Origin of the sequence: Salmonella sp. JXY0409-18 (assembly GCF_020268625.1) — a bacterium.
Taxonomy (GTDB): domain Bacteria; phylum Pseudomonadota; class Gammaproteobacteria; order Enterobacterales; family Enterobacteriaceae; genus Salmonella; species Salmonella enterica.
Map to the genome: position 1 here is coordinate 3,642,556 of NZ_CP084216.1, position 21,713 is coordinate 3,664,268.

Here is a 21,713-nt window from a genome sequence, read left to right on the forward strand (position 1 = left end):
ATGATAATGAAAAAGCAAGTATTGCGCGGCGTAATCTTAGGCGCACTGGCGACCATGACCGCGGGCGTATCAACAATGGCGCAGGCCGATGGCACCGCCAGCCTGGACTTAACGGTAAATGCCAACATCACGGCGGGAACCTGCTCCGCATCGGTGCTGGACGGTGAAACCGCCACCGATACTATCGCATTTGGCAACGTCTACATTTCGGAAGTTTTTGCCAAAACAAAAGTCAAAAGCTTTAAACTGCGCTTCAGTGACTGCGCGGGATTAAAAGATAAAAAAGCCTCTTTGGTCATTGCGCCAAGAGATGCAGGTTGCGCAGGCAGCGATTCGACTAACGCAGAATTTGCCAACGCCTCCACAGCGACGTCTAAAGCACAGAGAACCGCTGTTGAACTCTGGACAACAGATACCCCGGAAGGTTCTAACAGCGTCCAGTTCCACTGCCGTAACAAAAATGCGCAAGAGATTGATCTGAGCAGTGCAAGTTCAACCACACCGGTTGATTATCCGTTAAGCGCTCGCATGGTGCCGGTTACCGGTTATGCAATCACTGCGCTAACAGCAGGTGACTTCTATTCCCCCACCACCTTCACCATCACTTACCAGTAATGGTGATACCAATGAGACGTTTGCGCAGACTCATGCTCGCCACGTTATTTTCAGGGCTGGCAACAGCCCTGTTTATCGCGCCGCTGTATGCCGACACCAACGTGGATTTTACCGCCACCGTGCAGAAAGATACCTGCCAGATTGAAATTGACGGTAATGGTACAGTCAGTTTAGCGACCGTCGGGCCGAGTTACTTTGCCGATGGCATCACGGCGGAAACGGACTACGGGGGCGGCAAGGAATTTCTGATTAAGTTGATAAGCTGCCCGGTTAGCGGCGGCGCAATCACGAACGTCACGTTTAACTTCTTACCACAGAGCGGGCAGTTCGTTACCGGTAATAAGCAGGTGTTTGCCAATGATTTAGCGACCAGCACAGACGGTGCCTCCAACGTCGGCGTAGTGATTTTTACCACCGAGTCACCCCGCCATAACGTTCTGAACACCGATGGCTCCTCGCGGGCAACCTTTGCCGCGACGACATACAGCGATACCTCATGGACGTTTTATGCCCGGATGCAGAAAGTCCTCAGTAACGACGTGGTCGTCCCCGGCAAACTCAGCAGCCGCGTGCTGGTAAATGTTGAATACGAATAACGTGAGGACCAGTTAACTATTATGATAACAAAATGCGTTCACCGACTGATGCTATTAAACACTCAGAGACTAAAGAGTGTCGTTAAAATCATATCATTATTACTGTTATCTTTCGTTTCTTTTGTGACGCCTTCGTATGGCTGGTCACTATATGTAGGCCAATATACAAAGAATGAAGGGGGAAACGTATGGGGAGCGGTGCAGGATTTTACAAAATCCTATGCGCCCAAAAACATGCTTAATCCAATAGCTATTCATAACGGCTCAGGACTGCGTGAAATCTCCGTATCGAATGATGCGACAGAGCTCGACCCCACTACTGGGCTAAGTTGTAACAAAGATCATGATAACCATGTCCTGACACTGTATCATGGCTACAAGAACTCCGGTAAAACCTACAACGGTAATATGTTATGGGAAACTAATACTCCTGGTATGTACATGGGTATCGAAGTCACCAATATCAACTTTGGCGGCCAATACTGGGGTGAAAAATTCTGGATAAACTGGAGCAACGGAGAAACGTCCGGCGCAAAAAAATTTGATTTAACAAATATCATGCCAAAGGATGGTCGTTTCGAACTCTGTCAGAGGCCAACCAACTGGACCTATTTTGGATTAGGCGGTATTGTTCTGTGGGTTAAATATCATTTGTATATTGATGACTCTTTTAATCCTGCCGGAGCAACTTCGTTATCTGTCTCGCTACGAAAAGAACAATCGTATGATTATCAATTTGCTTCATCACCAGCCTTCTCAGGCTCACATAATGTATATTACAATATAGCACCAAATCAGTTGACGATTAACTATCCTACCTGCCAGGCCAATGCGGTCACAGGCGATGGGGTAACAAATTCAACGGTTCCATTTGGGGAACAGAATGCCAAAGACATTTCGGCGAATACCATTAACCGCAAATTTTCCATAAAGCTCAGTAATTGCGCTTACGTTAAAGAATTGAATGTTACGTTAAGTTCTGCAACGGTAGGAGGACAGGATAACACCTTGCTCGGTAATACACTTACCGGCAGTGAAGCGGCTGATGGCATTGGTGTTATGATCGAAGGGGAGAAAAATCCAAACAGTCCTGCTGACTGGACCTTACTTAAGCCAAACATCAGCAGTTCTATTTATTCTTTTACTAATTCCCCGGATTACGGAAATAGCGAAATTGGGAATGCTGAGCAGGTAATGAATTTCCAGGCGACCCTGAAACAGGATGGTAACAAAGCGATAACCCCAGGAAAATTCAAAGCTACGGGTAAATTCACCATTACTTATCCCTGATGTTTATTCCGGTAGACCTCCTCTGCCGGTTTTTTCCTTTCCCACAAAGCGCTAACACTTTCTTCGGTCATTCCCCTACAATGCGGCCATTCTATTCATCAATATTATGGCCGGAGAGGTTATGAGCAAACCCACCACTATCTCACTGCTGCAAAAATGCAAACAGGAAAAGAAGCGCTTCGCGACAATCACCGCCTACGACTATAGCTTTGCCAAACTGTTCGCCGATGAAGGCATCAACGTGATGCTGGTGGGCGATTCCCTGGGCATGACAATTCAGGGGCACGACTCCACCCTGCCGGTCACCGTGGAAGATATCGCCTACCACACCCGCGCCGTTCGCCGTGGCGCGCCGAACTGCCTGCTGCTCTCCGACCTGCCGTTTATGGCTTATGCCACGCCGGAACAGGCGTTTGAAAACGCGGCCATCGTGATGCGCGCCGGGGCCAATATGGTCAAGATCGAAGGCGGCACATGGCTGGTTGATACGGTGAAAATGCTCACCGAACGCGCCGTGCCGGTGTGCGGCCATCTGGGGCTGACGCCGCAGTCGGTGAATATCTTCGGCGGCTATAAAATTCAGGGGCGCGGCGACGCCGGGCAGGTGCTGCTGGATGACGCGCTGGCCTTAGAAGCGGCGGGCGCACAGCTGCTGGTGCTGGAATGCGTGCCGGTTGAACTGGCGAAGCGCGTCACGGAAGCACTGTCGATTCCGGTGATCGGCATCGGCGCGGGCAACGTTACCGACGGGCAGATCCTGGTAATGCACGACGCGTTCGGCATCACCGGCGGCCATATCCCTAAATTTGCGAAAAATTTCCTTGCCGAAACGGGCGACATGCGCGCAGCTGTACGGCAGTATATAGCTGAAGTGGAGTCCGGCGTTTATCCGGGCGAAGAACACAGCTTTCACTAATTTTTCTAACCGTGCCGGATGGCGACGCGACGCGTCTTATCCGGCCTACAGATCCTCAACGGATGTAGGCCTGATAAGCGCAGCGCCATCGGGCAGGATCATCAGGCAACTCAAGGAGTCTTGTTGTGCTAATCATTGAAACCCTGCCGCTGCTGCGCCAGCATATCCGTCGTCTGCGTCAGGAAGGCAAACGCGTCGCACTGGTTCCCACCATGGGCAATCTGCACGACGGTCATATGAAGCTGGTCGATGAGGCAAAAGCCCGGGCTGATGTGGTGTTCGTCAGCATTTTCGTCAATCCGATGCAGTTTGACCGGCCGGACGATCTGGTGCGTTATCCGCGCACGCTGCAGGAAGACTGTGAAAAGCTGAACAAGCGCAAAGTCGATTATGTCTTTGCGCCAGCCGTTGAGGAAATTTACCCGCAGGGGCTGGAAGGCCAGACGTACGTTGATGTTCCCGGCCTCTCCACCATGCTGGAAGGCGCCAGCCGTCCGGGCCACTTCCGCGGCGTCTCGACCATCGTCAGCAAGCTGTTCAACCTGATCCAGCCGGATATCGCCTGCTTTGGCGAGAAAGATTTCCAGCAACTGGCGCTGATTCGCAAAATGGTGGCGGATATGAGTTATGACATTGAGATCGTCGGCGTGCCGATTATTCGCGCCAAAGACGGTCTGGCGCTCAGCTCACGTAACAGTTATCTGACCGCAGAGCAGCGCAAAATTGCGCCAGGTCTACACAACGTGATGAATAGCATCGCTGAAAAACTGATTGCGGGTAATCGTGAGCTGCAAGAGATTATTGCCATTGCCGAACAGGAATTGAATGAAAAAGGCTTCCGTGCCGACGACATTCAAATCCGTGATGCCGACACGCTGCTGGAACTGACGGAAACCAGCAAACGCGCCGTGATTCTGGCCGCCGCCTGGCTGGGTCAGGCGCGTCTGATCGATAATCAAAGCGTTACATTAGCCCAGTAGACAGGGGTTAAAAATCGGGCAATACTGCCTGAGAATTTCCAAAGCAGGCCACAAGCGCCTGCTTAGTCAAGATAAACGACAGGGTATAGATGTTATGATTCGCACCATGCTGCAAGGCAAGCTCCACCGCGTAAAAGTCACGCAGGCGGACCTGCACTACGAAGGTTCCTGTGCCATTGACCAGGATTTCCTCGATGCCTCCGGTATTCTGGAAAACGAAGCGATTGATATCTGGAACGTGACCAATGGGAAACGTTTCTCAACCTATGCGATTGCGGCTGAACGCGGCTCCAGAATCATCTCGGTGAACGGCGCGGCGGCGCACTGCGCTGAGGTTGGCGACATTGTGATTATCGCCAGCTTCGTCACCATGTCTGATGAAGAAGCCCGGACATGGCGGCCGAAAGTGGCCTACTTTGAAGGCGACAACGAAATGAAGCGTACCGCGAAAGCCATTCCGGTCCAGGTCGCCTGATAGTCCTTACCCCTGCGGCTGGTTGCTGATCAGCCGCGACATGGTTTCCAGCGAATCCGTGCGTAAAATATACAGCCTTTTGAGCAGCATCGGATTATCTCCCGGCTTCACCTTCCCTCTCACCGTGGTGACCGCCAGATGGAAACCGGCGTCTTTTGCTGCTTTGATCGCGGTCGCGTTATAGCCGCCAAAGGGATAAGAAAGATAAAATACGTGCGGAGTAAACTGTGCGAGCGCCCGCCGCGAACGTTCAAAATCAAACAGAATATTATGGTAGCTGCGGCTATATAAAATCGGACGACGATGCCCATCTACCCGATGTAAAAAGTGAGTATGCGACTGAAAATCAAAAACATCGCTTATCTTGCGCAATTCGGACACGCTCATAAATTGCAGCGACCTGGGATTCCATTTTTGCGGATGGCGCTTAATACGCGATGAAATAATAAATGCCGTCGCTTTCATACCGTACTGCTTTAATACCGGATACGCATAGCGACTCACCGATTTAAGGCCATCATCAAAGGTGATAGCCACCGCGCGCGCCGGGAAATTCGCGCGGTTATGGATGTAATCCTCCAGTTGGTACATCGTCAACGTGGCATAGCCGCGATCGCGAAGCCAGGTCATTTGGTTGCTGAATGCCCGAACCGAAGTCGTGGTGGACGTATGGCGAAAACGGGTATTCTCTTCATCACGTAAGATGTGATGATAGGTCAAAATCGGAATGCCGTTGTCTTCCTGCGCATCCATGGCGCTGACATAAGCCAGCCTGTCGCCAATACGGATCTGATACCAGGTTTGATGTAGCCTGCCTTTCAGCTTACTAATAATGGGGTAACGCAAGTTATCCACCAATACGCCAAACGGGGCGCTACTGATGTCCGGCGCGTTATACACCGGCGTGTCCTTCCAGGTCACCAGATTCTGATTGCTGAGCGGCTTGTTAAGATCGCCCAGGCCATCTTCCACTTTTTGTTTTCCCTGCACAGGTTCCAGATGGCCTTTATCGATAAACCCCTCGCCGAAGCCGAATTTAAAGGCATAATAATCAGCCGCAACAGGCGTTACGGAAAGAATTTGTCCGGCGCGGATATTCCCTACGGTCACCATTTTATCGCCAATCTGCGACCAGATGGCGGCGTCTTTCGTCGTTTGCATATAACGAGCGGGCAAGGCAGCCAACACATTACCGGAGAAAAAGAACAGCAAGATAAGAACAACGCGCATAACCATATATCATAACCGAGGCGAAAAAACGCCGTTATTGTAGCAAAAGCGTCGTCAATGGTATTGATCAAAACTCATACAAATCATGTAGCAATACAAAAGGCGGGTTTTTCTGCTGCTGATGCCAGAGACTGGTGACATCCGGCGCGCCAAGCGCGACAATCTGGTCGCGAAATGCTGAACTGCTCATCGACTCTCGCAAAGGAAGCATTTCCTCTATCAATGAATAGCTGACACCTGAAATAACTTCACATTGAGAATGTTTATGGCTCATCAGCGACGCTACACGATAAGGCGCCGCGCCGGAAATGTCGGTTAAAAATATCACGCCTTCACCGGAGTCGGTGGCATGGAGGGCATCACACATCATACGGCTCAACATGTTTGAGCTCACGCCGCGCCAAAAATTGACCGCCCGGCATTGCGCCAGCGGACCATTTTTTCTCTCCAGGCGATCAAGCATATCCTGTGCGCGATCGTCATGGCAGGTAATCACCCATCCCAGCATAACTTCTCCTCCATTGAGCTCCAATCCAGCATGTCAGCATGTTTTTTTGGCCGACAACACTCTATGACCACGATCATTTTTTATTCAAAAAAATTTGCATTATTTTTAAAAATGTTCGCAGCCTTCATAGAATCTGGCCCATTGAAAGTATAATCACGGCAATTATTAAACAAACACCCACCAAAACAATCAATAAAATATATATTATAAATATTTTATATTTATGTATTCTGAATTTTTCTTCGCGCCGCAAAAATCATCGAACATCATATTTACTCATTCGGGAATAAAAAGAACAATAACTTTCCACACAATAAATATTGCTACTATGTCAATATTTATAATATCTTAAAGGATCAAAGATAATGAAACTCACCTTAAAAACACTCGCTGTGGCACTGGCTGCCATCACCCTCTCCCCCGCCGCGCTGGCAGACACCGCTAAAGACGGCACCGTACATATCACCGGCCTCATTCAGCAAAACGCCTGTACGGTAAAAACGGATTCAGTATTAATAGAGGTAACATTACAGAACGAATTTGCCTCTCTTTTTACTGCCGCAGGGCAAACGGCAGGGGATAAAGGCTTCACCATCGATCTCGAAAACTGCGACGCAAACATCTACAGCAATGTACAGGCACGCTTTGAAGGTACGCTCAACGGAACCGATGCGACCATCCTGAAAAATGAGGCTGATGCTCAGAATATTGGCGTGCAAATTCTTGATAAAACGGGTGACAGTACGCCAGTGACCTTTAACGATCTTCAGGCATGGTCTTCCGCAGTCGCGCTCCCTACAGAAGAGGGGGTGACGACACTCTCAATGCCTTTCACCGCCCGCTATATCGCCACCGCGGTTCCCGTTGGGTCGGGAAATGTCGATGCAAGCGCAACATTCTATCTGCAATATAACTGATCCTGGCGGCCAGCGTCGGCTGGCCCATTTGTTTATTGAGGTCATCAATGAATTCATTGGCTAAAGCAGGGTTGCTTTGTTGCCTGTTGTGCGGTTCGCTGGCGCATGCCGCAGGGATAAACATCGGCGCAACGCGGGTTATTTTTCACGGCGATGCCAAAGATGCATCCATATCGATAAGCAATAGCGACAACGTTCCCTATTTAATTCAGTCCTGGGCGCAATCGATCAGCGAAACCGGGGCGAGCGGCGATGCGCCGTTTATGGTCACCCCGCCGCTTTTTCGCCTTAATGGCGGGCAAAAGAACGTACTGCGAATTATCCGTACCGGCGGCAATTTGCCGGAAGATCGCGAGTCGCTGTACTGGCTGGATATTAAATCGATTCCCAGCAGCAATCCGGACAATAAGCACAATACGCTCATGCTGGCCGTTAAAGCGGAATTTAAGCTGATTTACCGGCCAAAAGCGTTAACCCAAAAGCCAGAAGAGGTTGCCGATCGGTTAACGTGGTCGCGTCAGGGTCGCACGCTCACCGTGAAGAACCCCACGCCCTATTATATGAACTTCGCCACCCTTTCCGTTGGCAGTCAAAAAATAAAAGCCCCGCGCTATGTGGCGCCTTTCGGCAACGCGCAGTACACGCTGCCTGCCGCCGCCAGCGGCCCGATCGCCTGGTCTATCATCAACGATTTTGGCGGTACTGGCCCCGAACATAAACAAACGCCTTGAGAAGAGTGACAGGGATGAGAGTGCCGATGCGCAAAGGGCAACACAGGGGATTTTATTTATCGCGCTGCGCTGTGTGTATCGCGCTGGGCAGCACGTTCGCACATGTTGCATGGGCGCGCGACTATTTCAATCCGGCATTTATTGAACACCATGGGCAGGCGAATCGCACAAGCGTCGATCTGTCGACATTTGATAACGACAAAAGCCAACTTCCTGGCACCTATTACGTCACTATCATTATCAACAAAACAGAAATCGGCGCGCGAAACGTTGATTTTCAACTCACGACGCTCAGTGACGGTCAACAGGCATTACAGGGCTGTTTACGGCTTCAGGAACTAAAAGATAACGGCGTCAAAACCGACCTTTTTCCAACGCTGGAGAGTGAAAAAAGCTGCGTCAATCTCAGCGCTATCCCCGGCGCCAGCCAGCAGTTTGATTTTCAGCAACAGGCATTATCGATAAGCATCCCTCAACTCTACATCGCCAACAACGCGCGCGGCTACGTGCCGCCGGAAAAGTGGCAGGAGGGAATTACCGCGCTAATGCTGAACTACAGTTTCAGCGGCTATAAAGAGTACGGTTCCAGTGAGGATTCCGACGATGCGGAATCGAAGTATCTCGCTCTCCAGCCGGGTTTTAACCTCGGGCCGTGGCGTTTTCGCAACTACAGTAACTGGAGCGCAAATAACGGCGAGAGCGGTAGCTGGAACAGCGTTTATAACTATTTACAGCGCGACATTATCGCGCTGAAAAGCCAGTTCACCGCCGGAGACAGCAATACGCCATCCGACGTGTTCGACAGCGTACCTTTTCGCGGCCTCCAGCTCACCTCTGACGATCAAATGCAGCCCAACAGCCAGCGTGGTTACGCCCCGACGATTCGCGGCATCGCCCGTTCAAACGCGCAGGTTATCGTGCGGCAAAACGGTTATATCGCCTATCAAACTGCCGTTTCGCCGGGCGAATTTGAAATCAACGATATGTTTCCCACCGGCAGCAACGGCGACTACGACGTGACGGTAAAAGAAGCCGACGGTAGCGAACAGCATTTTATCGTGCCCTACTCTTCGCTGCCGATTCTGCAGCGCACCGGACGGGCAAAATACAGCGTGACCGTGGGTAAATATCGTGATTACGACAACCACACGCTGGACGACTTCGGCCAGGCGACCCTGCTGTACGGCCTGCCGTGGGGTATCACGCTGTACGGCGGCAGCCAGATTGCCGGCGATAAATACCAGTCCGTCGCCTTCGGCGTCGGGCAAAATATGCAGATGCTGGGGGCCATTTCCCTGGACGGTATCTGGTCGCACGCCAAATTTGACGATGGCCGCAAAGAAGCCGGGCAATCCTGGCGCGTCCGCTACAGCAAGGGCGTCGTCAGTACGGGCACCACGTTTTCGCTGGCCGGCTATCGTTACGCCAGCGAAAACTACAATTCGCTGAGCGAGGTGATCAACCCGGACGACGATTTTTATGATAACTACGGCAAGCGCCATAATCGTTTCGAAGCTTCAGTCAACCAGCAAATTAGCGATACGCTCGGTTCCTTAACGCTAAGTTGGGTAAAAGAAGATTACTGGCACAGCGCGCAGCAGATGGAATCTCTGAGCGCCAACTACAACAATAGCTGGGGCCCGGTGAGCTATACGTTAAGCTACAGCTATAACAAAAACACCTACCAGTACCGATCGGATAATGACGATGATGATAACGACGACGATCGTTATAACCAGAACGATCGGCTGTTCACGCTGTCGCTGCATGTTCCGTTTACGGTGTTCGATTCCAGGCTATACGCCAGCTATATGCTGAACACGCGTAAGCACGATGCTACGGTGAACAGCACCACCCTTAGCGGCACCGCGCTGCGTGACAGAAACCTGAACTGGTCGTTACAGCAGAGCCACAGCACACAAGACGGTGATTCCGGCGGGGTAAACGCCAGCTACAAAGGCACTTATGCCAACCTCAACGCCGGTTACAATCAGTCGCCAGATAGCCAACAGGTCAGCTACGGCATCAGCGGCGGCATTCTGGCGCACGAAAACGGTATTACCCTGAGCCAGCCAATTACCGGCGCGGCGATTTTAATTAAAGCGCCCGGTGCCAGCGGCGTTTCAGTTGAAAACCAGACCGGCGTCGCCACCGACTTCCGGGGTTATACGGTGATCCCCAACGTCACTCCGTATTATCGCTACGATATCTCGCTCGACAGCAGCTCGTTTGCCGACAACGTGGATATTCCACTCAACAACCAGACCGTCTACCCGACACGTAATGCGGTGGTGCGCGCGGCGTATGACACGCATAAGGGCTATCGCGCGCTGTTAACGCTGACGCGCAGCAATGGCGAGCCCGTGCCCTTTGGCGCGACGGCAAGCGTCGATGGGCAGGATGCGAACCTGGCCAGTATCGTCGGCGATAAAGGCCAGGTCTTCCTCAGCGGCCTGCCGGAAGAGGGCCTGCTCCTGGTGAACTGGGGAAGCGCCTCTTGCCGCGCGGATTACCGTCTGGATATCAGCAAAAATATGAACGGCATCGTGATGGCGAACGCCGTCTGCCAGTGAGGAACACAATGAAGAATTTATGGATGCTGCTGGCATTGTCGCTATTTTCAGGCCATGCGCTGGCAGACGGAACGATGGGCAACGGAAGCGGCTGGTGTCAACCAACCAGCGGCACGCATGATTTTCCTTTTAGTTTTAATCAAACCATTACCGATACGGATGGGAACCAGACGGGAACCATCGTTGAAGAGCACTGGTCAGCAGGCGGAGAATATTCGGCTAAATGCGACTGCGATAACAGTGATTATCGCGGGTACAACTATTTCACCGCGACCACCGGCGATCTGACGCAGAAAGGCACGCACAGCGAGGCGCGATACTACGGACATATGGATTACTATGTCCTCGTGGCAGGCAAACTGGAAATTGGTACCGAAGCGTATATAGCCGGGAAGCTTGGCGAATATATTCCCGTCCCGTTTTCCTCAATCAGCAATAATGATGCCTCCGCAGGCGGCTGTGGCGATGCAGAAATGAAATCAATGACGGCGGGTAATAAAGGCACGGTAAGGATTTATATTACTCATCCTTTGGTCGGAGAAATCTCGATCCCGCAAACAACGATCATGAATCTCTATTTATCAAAAACGCCGGGCAGCAGTGGAGATAATATTCCCCCCTCCGTTCCCCCTATCGCGCACGTCACCATGTCCGGGACCATTACCGTGCCACAGTCCTGTTCCATCAACGCCGGGCAGGTTATCGAGGTCAGGCTGCCGGATATTGAGGGCAAAGATATTCGTCACCTCGGCGACAGTCCGCAGAACTCGCACATCACCACTCAGGTAAACTTTACCTGTAGCAACGTGGCGGACGGCACCAACCTGTCAATGTCATTGAATGGAGAAACCGATCCGCACAACCCGGAATACCTGAAAACCGACAATGAGAATTTAGGGATACGGATTTCCGATAAATACGATAAGACCATCGTTCCCGGCGGCAGCGCCGAATTGCCGATTGAAGATTACGCCGACGGTAGAGGCAGCACCGAGTTCACCGCCGCGCCGGTCAATACCACCGGACATGTTCCCCACACCGGAGAATACCAGGCTACCGCCACGCTGGAGATTCAGATTCGCTGAGAGAAGCGTTGGGTTTCAGCAAGCCTCCCCCTACAGACCCGTAACCCATTGATATTACGGCCCCGTAGATGGGGTGAAGCGAAGTGCAACCCAACGCCCCATCTCCCCTGTCAACACTTAACTGCGCAAACCGCGCCCACGCTGGATCAGCGACCAGCACAGCAGGTAGAAAGCGGCGATAAAGATCACCAGTACGCCAAATGTGGTGACCAGCGGCACATCATGGATACCCAGGAAACCATAACGGAAGCCGCTGATCATGTAGACGATCGGGTTCAGGTGCGACAACCCTTGCCAGAACGGCGGCAGCAGCGTCAGCGAGTAAAATACCCCGCCGAGGTAGGTCAGCGGCGTCAGCACAAAGGTCGGGATCAGGCTGATATCGTCAAAGGTTTTCGCAAACACGGCGTTCAGCAGTCCGGCCAGCGAGAACAGAATCGCGGTCAGAATCAGCGTTAGCGCGACAAATACCCAGGAATGCACCTGGAAAGGCACGAAAAAGAGCGAAATCGCCGTCACCAGAATCCCCACGCACAGCCCGCGCGCTACGCCGCCGCCGACAAATCCGGCGATAATCACGTGCGTTGGTACCGGCGCGACCAGCAGTTCCTCAATATTGCGCTGAAACTTGGCGCTAAAAAATGACGACGCGACATTCGCGTAGGAGTTAGTAATAACCGCCATCATAATCAGGCCCGGCACAATAAATTGCATATAGCTAAAACCATGCATTTCGCCGATGCGCGAACCGATCAGGTTACCGAAAATAATAAAATAGAGCGTCATCGTGATGACAGGCGGCACTAGCGTTTGCACCCAGATCCGCATAAAGCGGTGGATCTCTTTCGCCCAGATGCTTTTAAGGGCAACCCAGTAAAGCTGCATCATGCGCGATCTCCTTGTTTTTCATGCACCAGCGACACAAACAGTTCTTCCAGACGGTTGGCTTTATTACGCATACTTAATACCTGAACCCCCTGCTCGCTCAGTTGGCTAAAAACGCTGTTAACCCCCTGCTCGCGCAACACTTCAACCTCCAGAGTCGAGGTATCCACCAGACGATATTGATAACCCGCAAGCTTAGGCAGCGGGCTTTTTGGCGCTAAATCCAGAATAAACGTCTCCGATTTCAGCTTTGAAAGCAGATTTTTCATGGAGGTATTTTCCACCAGCTCACCGTGCTGAATAATACCGATATTGCGGCACAGCATTTCCGCCTCTTCCAGATAGTGGGTGGTGAGAATAATCGTGGTGCCTTTGGCGTTTAAGTCTTTCAGGAATCCCCACATCGAGCGACGCAATTCAATATCGACGCCCGCCGTCGGCTCGTCGAGAATCAATAGCTTAGGCTCATGCATCAATGCGCGGGCGATCATCAGACGGCGTTTCATCCCACCGGAGAGCATCCGCGCGCGTTCATGACGTTTTTCCCACAGATCGAGCTGTTTTAAATACTTTTCGCTACGTAAAACCGCCTCTTTATGTTCCACGCCGTAATAACCGGCCTGATTCACTACGATCTGCTGCACCGTTTCAAACGGGTTAAAGTTAAACTCCTGTGGTACCAGTCCAAGCTGTCGCTTGGCGTTAACCACGTCTTTTTCCAGGTCGTAACCAAAAACGTTAACGCGCCCGGACGTTTTATTAACCAATGAGCTGATAATACCGATGGTGGTCGATTTCCCTGCTCCATTTGGCCCCAGAAGCGCGTAAAAATCCCCCGCTTCGACCTGCAAATTTATGCCGCGCAGCGCCTGAACGCCGCCGGGATAGGTTTTTTTAAGTTGTTGAAGTTCCAGCGCAATGGTCATAAATTCTCACTTACTTTACGTTCTTACACTTTATATATGGTTTAAATAACTACGGAGTTGCCCTATATTAGCCCAACGCACTTATTTGGTTACAGGTCGTTAACTTCCATGAAAGACATAGATACACTCATCAGCAACAATGCACTATGGTCAAAAATGCTGGTGGAAGAGGACCCCGGATTTTTTGAGAAACTGGCGCAAGCGCAAAAACCGCGCTTTCTATGGATTGGATGTTCCGACAGCCGCGTTCCCGCAGAGCGTTTAACCGGGCTTGAACCGGGCGAATTGTTTGTTCACCGTAATGTGGCTAACCTGGTTATTCACACCGATCTGAACTGTCTCTCCGTGGTTCAGTATGCGGTAGATGTTCTGGAAGTTGAGCATATTATCATTTGCGGCCACTCCGGTTGCGGCGGTATCAAGGCTGCGGTAGAAAACCCTGAGCTGGGCTTGATTAATAACTGGTTGCTGCATATCCGCGACATCTGGCTTAAACATAGCTCGCTGTTGGGAAAAATGCCCGAAGAGCAACGTCTGGACGCGCTCTATGAATTGAACGTCATGGAGCAGGTCTATAACCTGGGGCATTCCACCATTATGCAGTCAGCGTGGAAACGCGGGCAGAATGTGACCATTCACGGCTGGGCGTACAGTATCAATGATGGCCTGCTGCGCGATCTTGACGTCACCGCCACCAACAAAAAAACGCTGGAGAACGGCTATCATAAGGGTATCTCCGCCCTAAGTCTGAAATACATTCCCCACCAATAAGCCATTAGCTATAGGCCGGATAAGTCGCTTTAGCGACGCCATCCGGCATTTCTGCTCTTACTCGTCCAGCAGCACCACTTTACCAACATACGGTAGATGGCGATAACGCTGGGCGTAGTCGATACCGTAACCGACTACGAATTCGTCCGGAATCGAAAAGCCAACGAACTCAACCGGCACGTCCACTTCGCGACGAGACGGTTTATCCAGCAGCGTACAAATCGCCAGCGATTTCGGCTCGCGCAGGCCCAGGATTTCACGGACCTTCGACAGCGTATTACCGGAATCAATAATGTCTTCGACAATCAGCACGTCTTTACCGCGAATATCCTCATCCAGATCTTTGAGGATTTTCACGTCGCGGGTGGTGGACATGCCGCTACCATAACTGGAGGCGGTCATAAAATCGACTTCATGAGGAACCTGGACTTCACGGCACAGGTCCGCCATAAACATAAATGAGCCACGCAACAGACCTACCAGCACCATTTCACTGCCGCTGTCTTTATAACGTTCGGTAATCTGACGACCCAGCTCGGCAATACGTGCTTTGATCTCCGCTTCGGGGATCATGACTTCAACAGTATGTTTCATATTTATAACCATATGATTTAAAAACAAATCACTCAATGCCGGTGACTAATAACGCCGCATTGACGCGCAAGGCACGCAGTATAACAGCAAACGTATTCATTCGCGGCATTTGATAAGAAAGCTCATTTTGTGATTACGATCACACATGTTAATTCCTATACTTAATTGCTACTAAAAAATTAACAATTTGGGATGGTGTCTTTTTATGGCAGAAAATAACGCACGATCGCCACGATTACTCGTGACGCTGACGGCCCTCTTTGCAGCGCTTTGTGGGCTGTATCTTCTTATCGGAGGTGTCTGGCTGGTTGCTATTGGCGGTTCCTGGTACTACCCCATCGCGGGCCTCGTGATGCTGGTTGTGGCCGGATTGCTATGGCGCAGTAAACGTGCCGCGCTGTGGCTGTATGCCGCCTTGCTGCTGGCGACAATGATTTGGGGCGTATGGGAAGTCGGGTTCGACTTCTGGGCGCTCACGCCGCGTAGCGATATCCTGGTGTTTTTCGGCATCTGGCTAATATTGCCGTTTGTCTGGCATCGTCTGGTGGTTCCTTCCAGCGGTGCAGTGGCGGCGCTGGTCGTGGCGCTGCTGATTAGCGGCGGCATTCTGACCTGGGCTGGCTTCAACGACCCGCAGGAGATCAACGGTACGCTTCGCGCCGACGCCACGCCCGCCGCAACAAGCTCGTCGATCGCCGACGAAGACTGGCCGGCCTATGGACGTAATCAGGAAGGCCAACGCTATTCGCCGCTGAAACAGATCACTGCGGATAACGTTCACCAACTGAAAGAAGCGTGGGTCTTCCGCACCGGCGATCTGAAACAACCCAACGATCCGGGCGAAATCACCAACGAAGTGACCCCGATTAAAGTCGGCGATACGCTTTATCTGTGTACAGCTCACCAGCGTCTGTTCGCGCTGGACGCCGCCAGCGGTAAAGAGAAGTGGCATTTTGATCCTCAGTTGAAGACCGATTCGTCTTTCCAGCATGTGACCTGCCGCGGCGTCTCTTATCATGAGGCCAAAGCGGATACCGCCTCGCCGGAGGTCATCGCCGACTGTCCGCGCCGCATTATCCTCCCGGTCAATGACGGTCGCCTTTTCGCGGTGAATGCCGAAACCGGCAAGCTGTGTGAAACCTTCGCCAATAAAGGCGTCCTGAATCTGCAAACCAATATGCCGGACACCACGCCGGGACTGTATGAACCGACGTCGCCGCCGATTATCACCGATAAAACGATCGTCATTGCCGGTTCGGTCACGGATAACTTCTCTACCCGCGAAACGTCCGGCGTTATCCGTGGTTTTGACGTTAATACCGGTAAGCTACTGTGGGCCTTCGATCCGGGGGCGAAAGATCCGAACGCGATTCCAGCCGATGAGCACGCTTTTACCTTTAACTCGCCGAACTCCTGGGCGCCTGCCGCCTATGATGCGAAACTGGATCTGGTCTATCTGCCGATGGGCGTGACCACGCCGGATATCTGGGGCGGTAACCGCACGCCGGAGCAGGAACGTTATGCCAGCTCCATCCTGGCGCTGAATGCCACCACCGGGAAACTGGCCTGGAGTTATCAGACCGTCCATCACGATCTGTGGGATATGGACCTGCCGGCACAGCCGACGCTGGCGGATATCACCGTTAACGGTACCACCGTTCCGGTTATCTATGCGCCAGCGAAAACCGGTAATATCTTTGTGCTCGACAGACGTAATGGCGAGCTGGTCGTACCCGCTCCGGAAAAACCGGTCCCACAGGGCGCGGCAAAAGGCGATTACGTCGCCAAAACTCAGCCGTTCTCTGATTTAACCTTCCGCCCGAAAAAAGATCTCTCCGGCGCGGATATGTGGGGCGCGACCATGTTCGACCAACTGGTGTGCCGCGTTATGTTCCACCAGTTGCGCTATGAAGGTATCTTCACTCCACCGTCCGAGCAGGGGACATTGGTATTCCCTGGCAACCTGGGGATGTTTGAATGGGGCGGTATTTCCGTCGATCCAGACCGTCAGGTCGCTATCGCTAACCCGATGGCGCTGCCGTTTGTCTCGAAGCTGATCCCACGCGGCCCGGGTAATCCGATGGAGCCGCCGAAAGACGCGAAAGGTACCGGTACAGAAGCAGGTATTCAGCCACAGTACGGCGTACCATTCGGCGTCACGCTGAATCCGTTCCTTTCGCCGTTTGGCCTGCCGTGTAAACAACCGGCCTGGGGCTATATTTCCGCGTTGGATCTGAAGACCAATGAAATCGTATGGAAGAAACGTATAGGGACGCCGCGCGACAGTATGCCGTTCCCGATGCCGGTTCCGGTGCCGTTCAACATGGGGATGCCCATGCTCGGCGGGCCAATCTCAACCGCCGGTAACGTGCTGTTTATCGCCGCGACCGCCGACAACTACCTGCGCGCTTATAACATGAGCAACGGAGAAAAACTGTGGCAGGGACGTTTACCCGCCGGAGGCCAGGCAACGCCGATGACCTATGAGGTAAACGGTAAGCAGTATGTGGTCGTTTCTGCCGGAGGCCACGGTTCGTTTGGTACGAAGATGGGCGACTATATCGTCGCCTATGCTTTGCCTGACGACGCGAAATAACCATTAATGCCCGGCGTATGCCGGGCATTGTGCCGGGTGGCGGCTTCTCCTTACCCGGCCTGCGTCGGAGACAGCGATTAGACCGTAAATCCTAACATCATTCCCGTATCTTCATGTTCTAACAGATGACAGTGCGCCATATAGGCATGTTCCTTCGGCGCGTCGTGATCGAACTTGACCAGCACTTCACTGATACCGCCCTCAACGCGTACCGTATCCTTCCAGCCCGTTCTGTGCGCCGCTGGCGCTTTGCCGTTCTCTGACAGAATACGGAACTGCGTGCCGTGAATATGGAAAGGATGCAGCATCATGTCGCCCACGCCGGAAATCACCCAACGTTCATGTCGGCCTTTTTGCGCCGCGAACATCGGTTTGTTCATATCGAAGACCTGGCCGTTGATAAAGTTAGCGTTATGGAAGTCGAATTTTCCGCCGTGATTCATATTGCCCATCGCGCCATGATTCATCCCGCTGTGATCCATGTTGCCATGATCCATCTCGCCATGCCCCATATTGCCGCCCTGCATATGCGCGTTCATGCTGTCATGATCCATACCGCTCATCGCCTGAGCGCCATATTTCTTCATCAGCATTTGCATCCCCATCATATCAAGACGCGGGTCCATCGACAGTTTCAGGTTGCGCACCGTTAGCCCTTCCAGCGACGGCAACGCAGGCATCGTCGTCAACGTATCCGGCAGCGTACCGGAGGCGGTAATCCGCAGCGGCTGGATACGCATCACCGGATGCGGTTTATCAAACGGAGCGATCGCCATTCCCATCTGGCTGACCGGCAGCGTCACCAGATCAAAGGCTTTCCCGTCGCTGATATCCACCAGCACTTCAAAACGCTCGCCCATTAATAACGGCAGTTCGGTGACTTTCACCGGCTCCGCCAGCAGGCCGCCGTCGCTGGCGATCACATAAAGCGGACGATTATCGCTGGCGGCGATATTCAGCGAACGCGCATTACAGCCATTTAGCAAGCGCAGACGTAGCCAGCCTTTCGGCGCGGAATGCTGCGGATAGATAGCGCCATTGGTCAGCAGCGTATCGCCAAACCAGCCGACGGCGGCGGTCATAATATCCAGTTGATAATCAATCTGACCATCGGCGGAGAAGCGTTTGTCCTGAATGATCACCGGCACATCATCGATGCCCCACTGTTTCGGCAGGCGCAATTTGCGAATCTCGTCATCTTCAATCAGCACCAGTCCAGCAAGGCCCATCGCCACCTGGCGCCCGGTTTTGCCGTGTTTATGCGGATGAATCCAGCAGGTCGCGGCGCGTTGCTCCGGTGTAAACGTCACCGTGCGGGTTCCGCCTGCGGGAATAATCCCCTGCGGGCCGCCGTCGACGATGCCCGGAATCTCCAGACCATGCCAGTGAAGCGTCGTGTCTTCGGCCAGTTGGTTATGGATATCAACGGTCACACTTTTTCCTTTGTGAAGCTGTACCGCTGGCCCCAGCAAATTACCGTTGTAGCCCCAGGTTGTCGCGTTCTTACCGGCGAATGTCGACTGTCCGGCTTTAACAATTAACTGCATACGGTTGCTCGCATCTGCCGTTAACAGGTCAGGAATAGGCAACGCGGGACGTTCGGCGGCAAAAGCGGCGCGGCTCCACAGCGGCAGCGCTGATGCAACCCCCAGCGCCACTGAATATTTTAAGAAATCACGGCGTAACATAATCATTTCCTTATAATGAACAGGCGGGTGTCTAAGCTTAGACCCTGCCCTAACGGGAAGGTCAAGCCAGCAACACGTCTTTACCATTCCTGACAGCAATACAATAAGAATGAAAACGCCGCGACCAATCCTGATAATAAAAGTCGTCGCTACGTTCTCAGTATGCTAACGTTGACTTTCCCTGATGCCGTGGTAGAAGCAATGAAGACGTTTTTCAGACCCGTGTTGTTTGGCAGCCTGATGGCCTTATGCGCAAATAGCTATGCGCTTACTGAATCCGAAGCCGAAGATATGGCCGATTTAACGGCGGTTTTCGTTTTTCTGAAAAATGACTGTGGTTACCAAAATTTACCCAACAGTCAGATTCGCCGTGCGCTGGTCTTTTTTGCCCAGCAAAATCAGTGGGACCTGAGTAACTACGACACCTTCGATATGAAATCGTTGGGCGAAGACAGCTACCGCGATCTTAGCGGCATCGGTATTCCGGTCGCTAAAAAATGCAAAGCTCTGGCCCGTGATTCTCTGAGCCTGTTAGCCTACGTTAAATAATCCTCCGCGATCCTATTGCTGAAATAATGACCGTGCATCCACGGTCATTGTTAGCTATGATGTTGCGCCCTTTTTTTACGGGTGTTAACAATGGAGGTATCAGCCAATGGCCGAAAATACGATGTGGCATGAAACGCTACACGACCAGTTTGGTCAGTACTTTGCCGTAGACAACGTTCTGTATCATGAAAAAACCGATCACCAGGATTTAATCATCTTTGAAAACGCCGCTTTTGGCCGCGTGATGGCGCTGGACGGCGTGGTACAGACCACCGAACGCGACGAGTTTATTTATCATGAAATGATGACCCACGTCCCGCTGCTGGCGCACGGTCATGCGAAACACGTTCTGATTATCGGCGGCGGCGACGGCGCAATGCTACGTGAAGTTACCCGGCATAAAAACGTCGAAACCATCACCATGGTGGAGATCGACGCTGGCGTAGTCTCGTTTTGCCGCCAGTATTTACCCAACCACAATGCCGGCAGCTACGACGATCCGCGCTTTACGCTGGTAATCGACGACGGCGTGAATTTCGTCAATCAGACCCATCAGGCCTTTGATGTGATCATTTCCGACTGTACCGATCCGATAGGCCCCGGCGAAAGCCTGTTTACCTCCGCCTTTTATGAAGGCTGTAAGCGTTGCCTGAATCCGGGCGGCATTTTTGTCGCCCAGAACGGCGTGTGCTTCCTGCAACAGGATGAAGCGCTCGATAGCCACCGCAAGCTGAGTCATTACTTCAGCGATGTCGGCTTCTACCAGGCGGCGATTCCGACCTATTACGGCGGCATTATGACCTTCGCCTGGGCGACGGACAACGACGCTCTTCGTCACCTGTCGAGCGAAATTATTCAGGCGCGTTTTCATGCCGCCGGCCTCAAATGTCGCTATTACAACCCGGCTATTCATGCCGCTGCATTTGCGCTACCGCAATATCTACATGACGCACTGTCCGCACAGTGACGTTAAGGAGGTGATAAAAATTGAAAAAGCTGAAACTGCATGGCTTTAACAATCTGACGAAAAGCCTGAGTTTTTGTATTTACGATATCTGCTACGCCAAAACCGCAGAAGAGCGCGATGGCTATATCGCCTATATCGATGAACTCTATAACGCCAACCGACTGACCGAGATCCTGTCGGAGACCTGCTCCATTATCGGCGCGAACATCCTGAACATCGCCCGTCAGGATTATGAACCGCAGGGTGCCAGCGTCACGATTCTGGTGAGCGAAGAGCCGATCGACCCGAAACTTATCGACCAAACCGAACATCCCGGCCCGCTGCCGGAAACCGTGGTAGCGCACCTCGATAAGAGCCATATCTGTGTGCATACCTATCCGGAAAGCCATCCGGAAGGCGGGCTTTGCACCTTTCGCGCCGACATCGAAGTGTCAACCTGCGGGGTGATTTCACCGCTAAAAGCGCTCAATTACCTGATCCACCAGCTAGAGTCTGATATTGTTACCATCGATTACCGCGTGCGCGGCTTTACGCGCGACGTCAACGGTATGAAGCACTTTATCGATCATGAGATTAATTCTATTCAGAATTTTATGTCGGAAGATATGAAGTCGCTGTATGACATGGTGGATGTAAACGTGTATCAGGAAAATATTTTCCATACCAAGATGCTGCTTAAAGAGTTCGATCTTAAGCACTACATGTTTCACACCAAACCGGAAGATCTCACTGAAACCGAACGCCAGGAGATCACCGCCGCGCTGTGGAAAGAGATGCGCGAGATTTACTACGGCCGCAATATTTCTGCGGTCTGATTCACC

The 21,713-nt window shown here is 52.2% G+C and carries 21 protein-coding genes; 15 read left to right on the forward strand and 6 right to left on the reverse strand.

Going from position 1 to position 21,713, the window contains the following annotated elements:
• Positions 1-6: 6 nt before the first annotated feature.
• The 6 genes from staE (at position 7) to panD (ending at position 4,872) form a co-directional block, all read left to right on the forward strand.
• The gene (gene staE, locus LDB27_RS17820) at positions 7-615 is read left to right on the forward strand and encodes a fimbrial protein StaE (protein ID WP_000745164.1); all 609 of its coding nucleotides are present in this window, start codon (positions 7-9) and stop codon (positions 613-615) included.
• A gap of 11 nt (positions 616-626) precedes the next feature.
• Positions 627-1,211 (forward strand): fimbrial-like protein, encoded by a 585-nt coding sequence (locus LDB27_RS17825; RefSeq protein ID WP_023892065.1) that lies wholly within the window; start codon positions 627-629, stop codon positions 1,209-1,211.
• Between the two features lie 21 nt (positions 1,212-1,232).
• Positions 1,233-2,501 carry a fimbrial-like adhesin gene (locus LDB27_RS17830; protein WP_001632328.1) on the forward strand — a complete coding sequence of 423 codons (1,269 nt, stop codon included), beginning with the start codon at positions 1,233-1,235 and terminating at the stop codon, positions 2,499-2,501.
• A gap of 121 nt (positions 2,502-2,622) precedes the next feature.
• Entirely contained in the window at positions 2,623-3,417 is a 795-nt protein-coding gene (gene panB / locus LDB27_RS17835) for a 3-methyl-2-oxobutanoate hydroxymethyltransferase (protein WP_000043006.1), read from the forward strand.
• Positions 3,418-3,542: 125 nt separating this feature from the next.
• Complete coding sequence (panC, locus tag LDB27_RS17840) at positions 3,543-4,397, forward strand: pantoate--beta-alanine ligase (protein ID WP_000905340.1); 855 nt, start codon at positions 3,543-3,545, stop codon at positions 4,395-4,397.
• A 94-nt stretch (positions 4,398-4,491) separates the two neighbouring features.
• Positions 4,492-4,872, forward strand: a complete 381-nt coding sequence (gene panD / locus LDB27_RS17845) for an aspartate 1-decarboxylase (protein ID WP_000621526.1) — start codon at positions 4,492-4,494, stop codon at positions 4,870-4,872.
• Positions 4,873-4,878: 6 nt separating this feature from the next.
• Here the strand turns inward: panD and LDB27_RS17850 are convergent, their stop codons facing one another.
• Together LDB27_RS17850 and LDB27_RS17855 are read right to left on the reverse strand one after the other, a co-directional pair.
• Positions 4,879-6,108 (reverse strand): polysaccharide deacetylase family protein, encoded by a 1,230-nt coding sequence (locus LDB27_RS17850; RefSeq protein ID WP_000245330.1) that lies wholly within the window; start codon positions 6,106-6,108, stop codon positions 4,879-4,881.
• A 61-nt stretch (positions 6,109-6,169) separates the two neighbouring features.
• The gene (locus LDB27_RS17855) at positions 6,170-6,610 is read right to left on the reverse strand and encodes a PTS sugar transporter subunit IIA (protein WP_000901969.1); all 441 of its coding nucleotides are present in this window, start codon (positions 6,608-6,610) and stop codon (positions 6,170-6,172) included.
• 365 nt (positions 6,611-6,975) lie between these two features.
• Between LDB27_RS17855 and LDB27_RS17860 the strand changes: the two genes are divergently transcribed.
• From LDB27_RS17860 to LDB27_RS17875, 4 genes are read left to right on the forward strand one after another with little or no spacing between them, the layout of a single operon-like run.
• Entirely contained in the window at positions 6,976-7,527 is a 552-nt protein-coding gene (locus LDB27_RS17860; protein ID WP_131065646.1) for a fimbrial protein, read from the forward strand.
• A gap of 47 nt (positions 7,528-7,574) precedes the next feature.
• The gene (gene stiB, locus LDB27_RS17865; protein ID WP_001086398.1) at positions 7,575-8,258 is read left to right on the forward strand and encodes a fimbrial biogenesis chaperone StiB; all 684 of its coding nucleotides are present in this window, start codon (positions 7,575-7,577) and stop codon (positions 8,256-8,258) included.
• A gap of 26 nt (positions 8,259-8,284) precedes the next feature.
• A complete protein-coding gene (locus tag LDB27_RS17870) occupies positions 8,285-10,831 on the forward strand; it encodes a fimbrial outer membrane usher protein (RefSeq protein WP_023213690.1) in 2,547 nt (848 codons plus the stop codon).
• Positions 10,832-10,839: 8 nt separating this feature from the next.
• The gene (locus LDB27_RS17875) at positions 10,840-11,916 is read left to right on the forward strand and encodes a fimbrial protein (RefSeq protein WP_023207542.1); all 1,077 of its coding nucleotides are present in this window, start codon (positions 10,840-10,842) and stop codon (positions 11,914-11,916) included.
• Positions 11,917-12,033: 117 nt separating this feature from the next.
• Here the strand turns inward: LDB27_RS17875 and LDB27_RS17880 are convergent, their stop codons facing one another.
• Together LDB27_RS17880 and LDB27_RS17885 are read right to left on the reverse strand one after the other, a co-directional pair.
• Positions 12,034-12,804: an ABC transporter permease gene (locus LDB27_RS17880; protein WP_000983418.1), complete on the reverse strand. Its 771-nt coding sequence runs from the start codon at positions 12,802-12,804 to the stop codon at positions 12,034-12,036.
• Entirely contained in the window at positions 12,801-13,727 is a 927-nt protein-coding gene (locus LDB27_RS17885; protein ID WP_024155108.1) for an ABC transporter ATP-binding protein, read from the reverse strand. The genes LDB27_RS17880 and LDB27_RS17885 overlap by 4 nt, the downstream gene beginning before the upstream one ends.
• 108 nt (positions 13,728-13,835) lie before the next feature.
• Here LDB27_RS17885 and can point away from each other — a divergent pair, with 108 nt between their 5' ends.
• Entirely contained in the window at positions 13,836-14,498 is a 663-nt protein-coding gene (gene can / locus LDB27_RS17890; RefSeq protein ID WP_000651590.1) for a carbonate dehydratase, read from the forward strand.
• 57 nt (positions 14,499-14,555) lie between these two features.
• Here can and hpt read toward each other — a convergent pair whose 3' ends face one another.
• The gene (gene hpt / locus LDB27_RS17895; RefSeq protein ID WP_000683342.1) at positions 14,556-15,092 is read right to left on the reverse strand and encodes a hypoxanthine phosphoribosyltransferase; all 537 of its coding nucleotides are present in this window, start codon (positions 15,090-15,092) and stop codon (positions 14,556-14,558) included.
• Positions 15,093-15,297: 205 nt separating this feature from the next.
• Here hpt and LDB27_RS17900 point away from each other — a divergent pair, with 205 nt between their 5' ends.
• Complete coding sequence (locus LDB27_RS17900; RefSeq protein ID WP_000829733.1) at positions 15,298-17,688, forward strand: glucose/quinate/shikimate family membrane-bound PQQ-dependent dehydrogenase; 2,391 nt, start codon at positions 15,298-15,300, stop codon at positions 17,686-17,688.
• Between the two features lie 77 nt (positions 17,689-17,765).
• On the opposite strand, the gene cueO is transcribed toward LDB27_RS17900, so the two are convergent.
• The gene (cueO, locus tag LDB27_RS17905; protein WP_000946047.1) at positions 17,766-19,376 is read right to left on the reverse strand and encodes a multicopper oxidase CueO; all 1,611 of its coding nucleotides are present in this window, start codon (positions 19,374-19,376) and stop codon (positions 17,766-17,768) included.
• 201 nt (positions 19,377-19,577) lie between these two features.
• Here cueO and LDB27_RS17910 point away from each other — a divergent pair, with 201 nt between their 5' ends.
• The 3 genes from LDB27_RS17910 to speD all read left to right on the forward strand — a co-directional run bounded on the left by LDB27_RS17910 (position 19,578) and on the right by speD (position 21,707).
• Positions 19,578-19,925, forward strand: coding sequence for a YacC family pilotin-like protein (locus LDB27_RS17910; protein ID WP_000846613.1), 348 nt, complete (start codon positions 19,578-19,580; stop codon positions 19,923-19,925).
• Positions 19,926-20,031: 106 nt separating this feature from the next.
• Complete coding sequence (gene speE, locus LDB27_RS17915; RefSeq protein ID WP_000829964.1) at positions 20,032-20,892, forward strand: polyamine aminopropyltransferase; 861 nt, start codon at positions 20,032-20,034, stop codon at positions 20,890-20,892.
• A 20-nt stretch (positions 20,893-20,912) separates the two neighbouring features.
• On the forward strand, positions 20,913-21,707 hold the full coding sequence (gene speD / locus LDB27_RS17920) for an adenosylmethionine decarboxylase (RefSeq protein ID WP_000734276.1): 795 nt from the start codon (positions 20,913-20,915) through the stop codon (positions 21,705-21,707).
• The last annotated feature ends 6 nt before the right edge of the window (positions 21,708-21,713 follow it).

Bases quoted from the DNA above. Each gene is read 5' to 3' on its own strand.
- staE (WP_000745164.1), top strand. From the start codon at position 7: ATGAAAAAGCAAGTATTGCGCGGCGTAATCTTAGGCGCACTGGCGACC.
- LDB27_RS17825 (WP_023892065.1), top strand. From the start codon at position 627: ATGAGACGTTTGCGCAGACTCATGCTCGCCACGTTATTTTCAGGGCTG.
- LDB27_RS17830 (WP_001632328.1), top strand. From the start codon at position 1,233: ATGATAACAAAATGCGTTCACCGACTGATGCTATTAAACACTCAGAGA.
- panB (WP_000043006.1), top strand. From the start codon at position 2,623: ATGAGCAAACCCACCACTATCTCACTGCTGCAAAAATGCAAACAGGAA.
- panD (WP_000621526.1), top strand. From the start codon at position 4,492: ATGATTCGCACCATGCTGCAAGGCAAGCTCCACCGCGTAAAAGTCACG.
- LDB27_RS17850 (WP_000245330.1), bottom strand. From the start codon at position 6,108: ATGGTTATGCGCGTTGTTCTTATCTTGCTGTTCTTTTTCTCCGGTAAT.
- LDB27_RS17855 (WP_000901969.1), bottom strand. From the start codon at position 6,610: ATGCTGGGATGGGTGATTACCTGCCATGACGATCGCGCACAGGATATG.
- LDB27_RS17860 (WP_131065646.1), top strand. From the start codon at position 6,976: ATGAAACTCACCTTAAAAACACTCGCTGTGGCACTGGCTGCCATCACC.
- stiB (WP_001086398.1), top strand. From the start codon at position 7,575: ATGAATTCATTGGCTAAAGCAGGGTTGCTTTGTTGCCTGTTGTGCGGT.
- LDB27_RS17870 (WP_023213690.1), top strand. From the start codon at position 8,285: ATGCGCAAAGGGCAACACAGGGGATTTTATTTATCGCGCTGCGCTGTG.
- LDB27_RS17875 (WP_023207542.1), top strand. From the start codon at position 10,840: ATGAAGAATTTATGGATGCTGCTGGCATTGTCGCTATTTTCAGGCCAT.
- LDB27_RS17880 (WP_000983418.1), bottom strand. From the start codon at position 12,804: ATGATGCAGCTTTACTGGGTTGCCCTTAAAAGCATCTGGGCGAAAGAG.
- LDB27_RS17885 (WP_024155108.1), bottom strand. From the start codon at position 13,727: ATGACCATTGCGCTGGAACTTCAACAACTTAAAAAAACCTATCCCGGC.
- can (WP_000651590.1), top strand. From the start codon at position 13,836: ATGAAAGACATAGATACACTCATCAGCAACAATGCACTATGGTCAAAA.
- hpt (WP_000683342.1), bottom strand. From the start codon at position 15,092: ATGAAACATACTGTTGAAGTCATGATCCCCGAAGCGGAGATCAAAGCA.
- LDB27_RS17900 (WP_000829733.1), top strand. From the start codon at position 15,298: ATGGCAGAAAATAACGCACGATCGCCACGATTACTCGTGACGCTGACG.
- cueO (WP_000946047.1), bottom strand. From the start codon at position 19,376: ATGTTACGCCGTGATTTCTTAAAATATTCAGTGGCGCTGGGGGTTGCA.
- LDB27_RS17910 (WP_000846613.1), top strand. From the start codon at position 19,578: ATGAAGACGTTTTTCAGACCCGTGTTGTTTGGCAGCCTGATGGCCTTA.
- speE (WP_000829964.1), top strand. From the start codon at position 20,032: ATGGCCGAAAATACGATGTGGCATGAAACGCTACACGACCAGTTTGGT.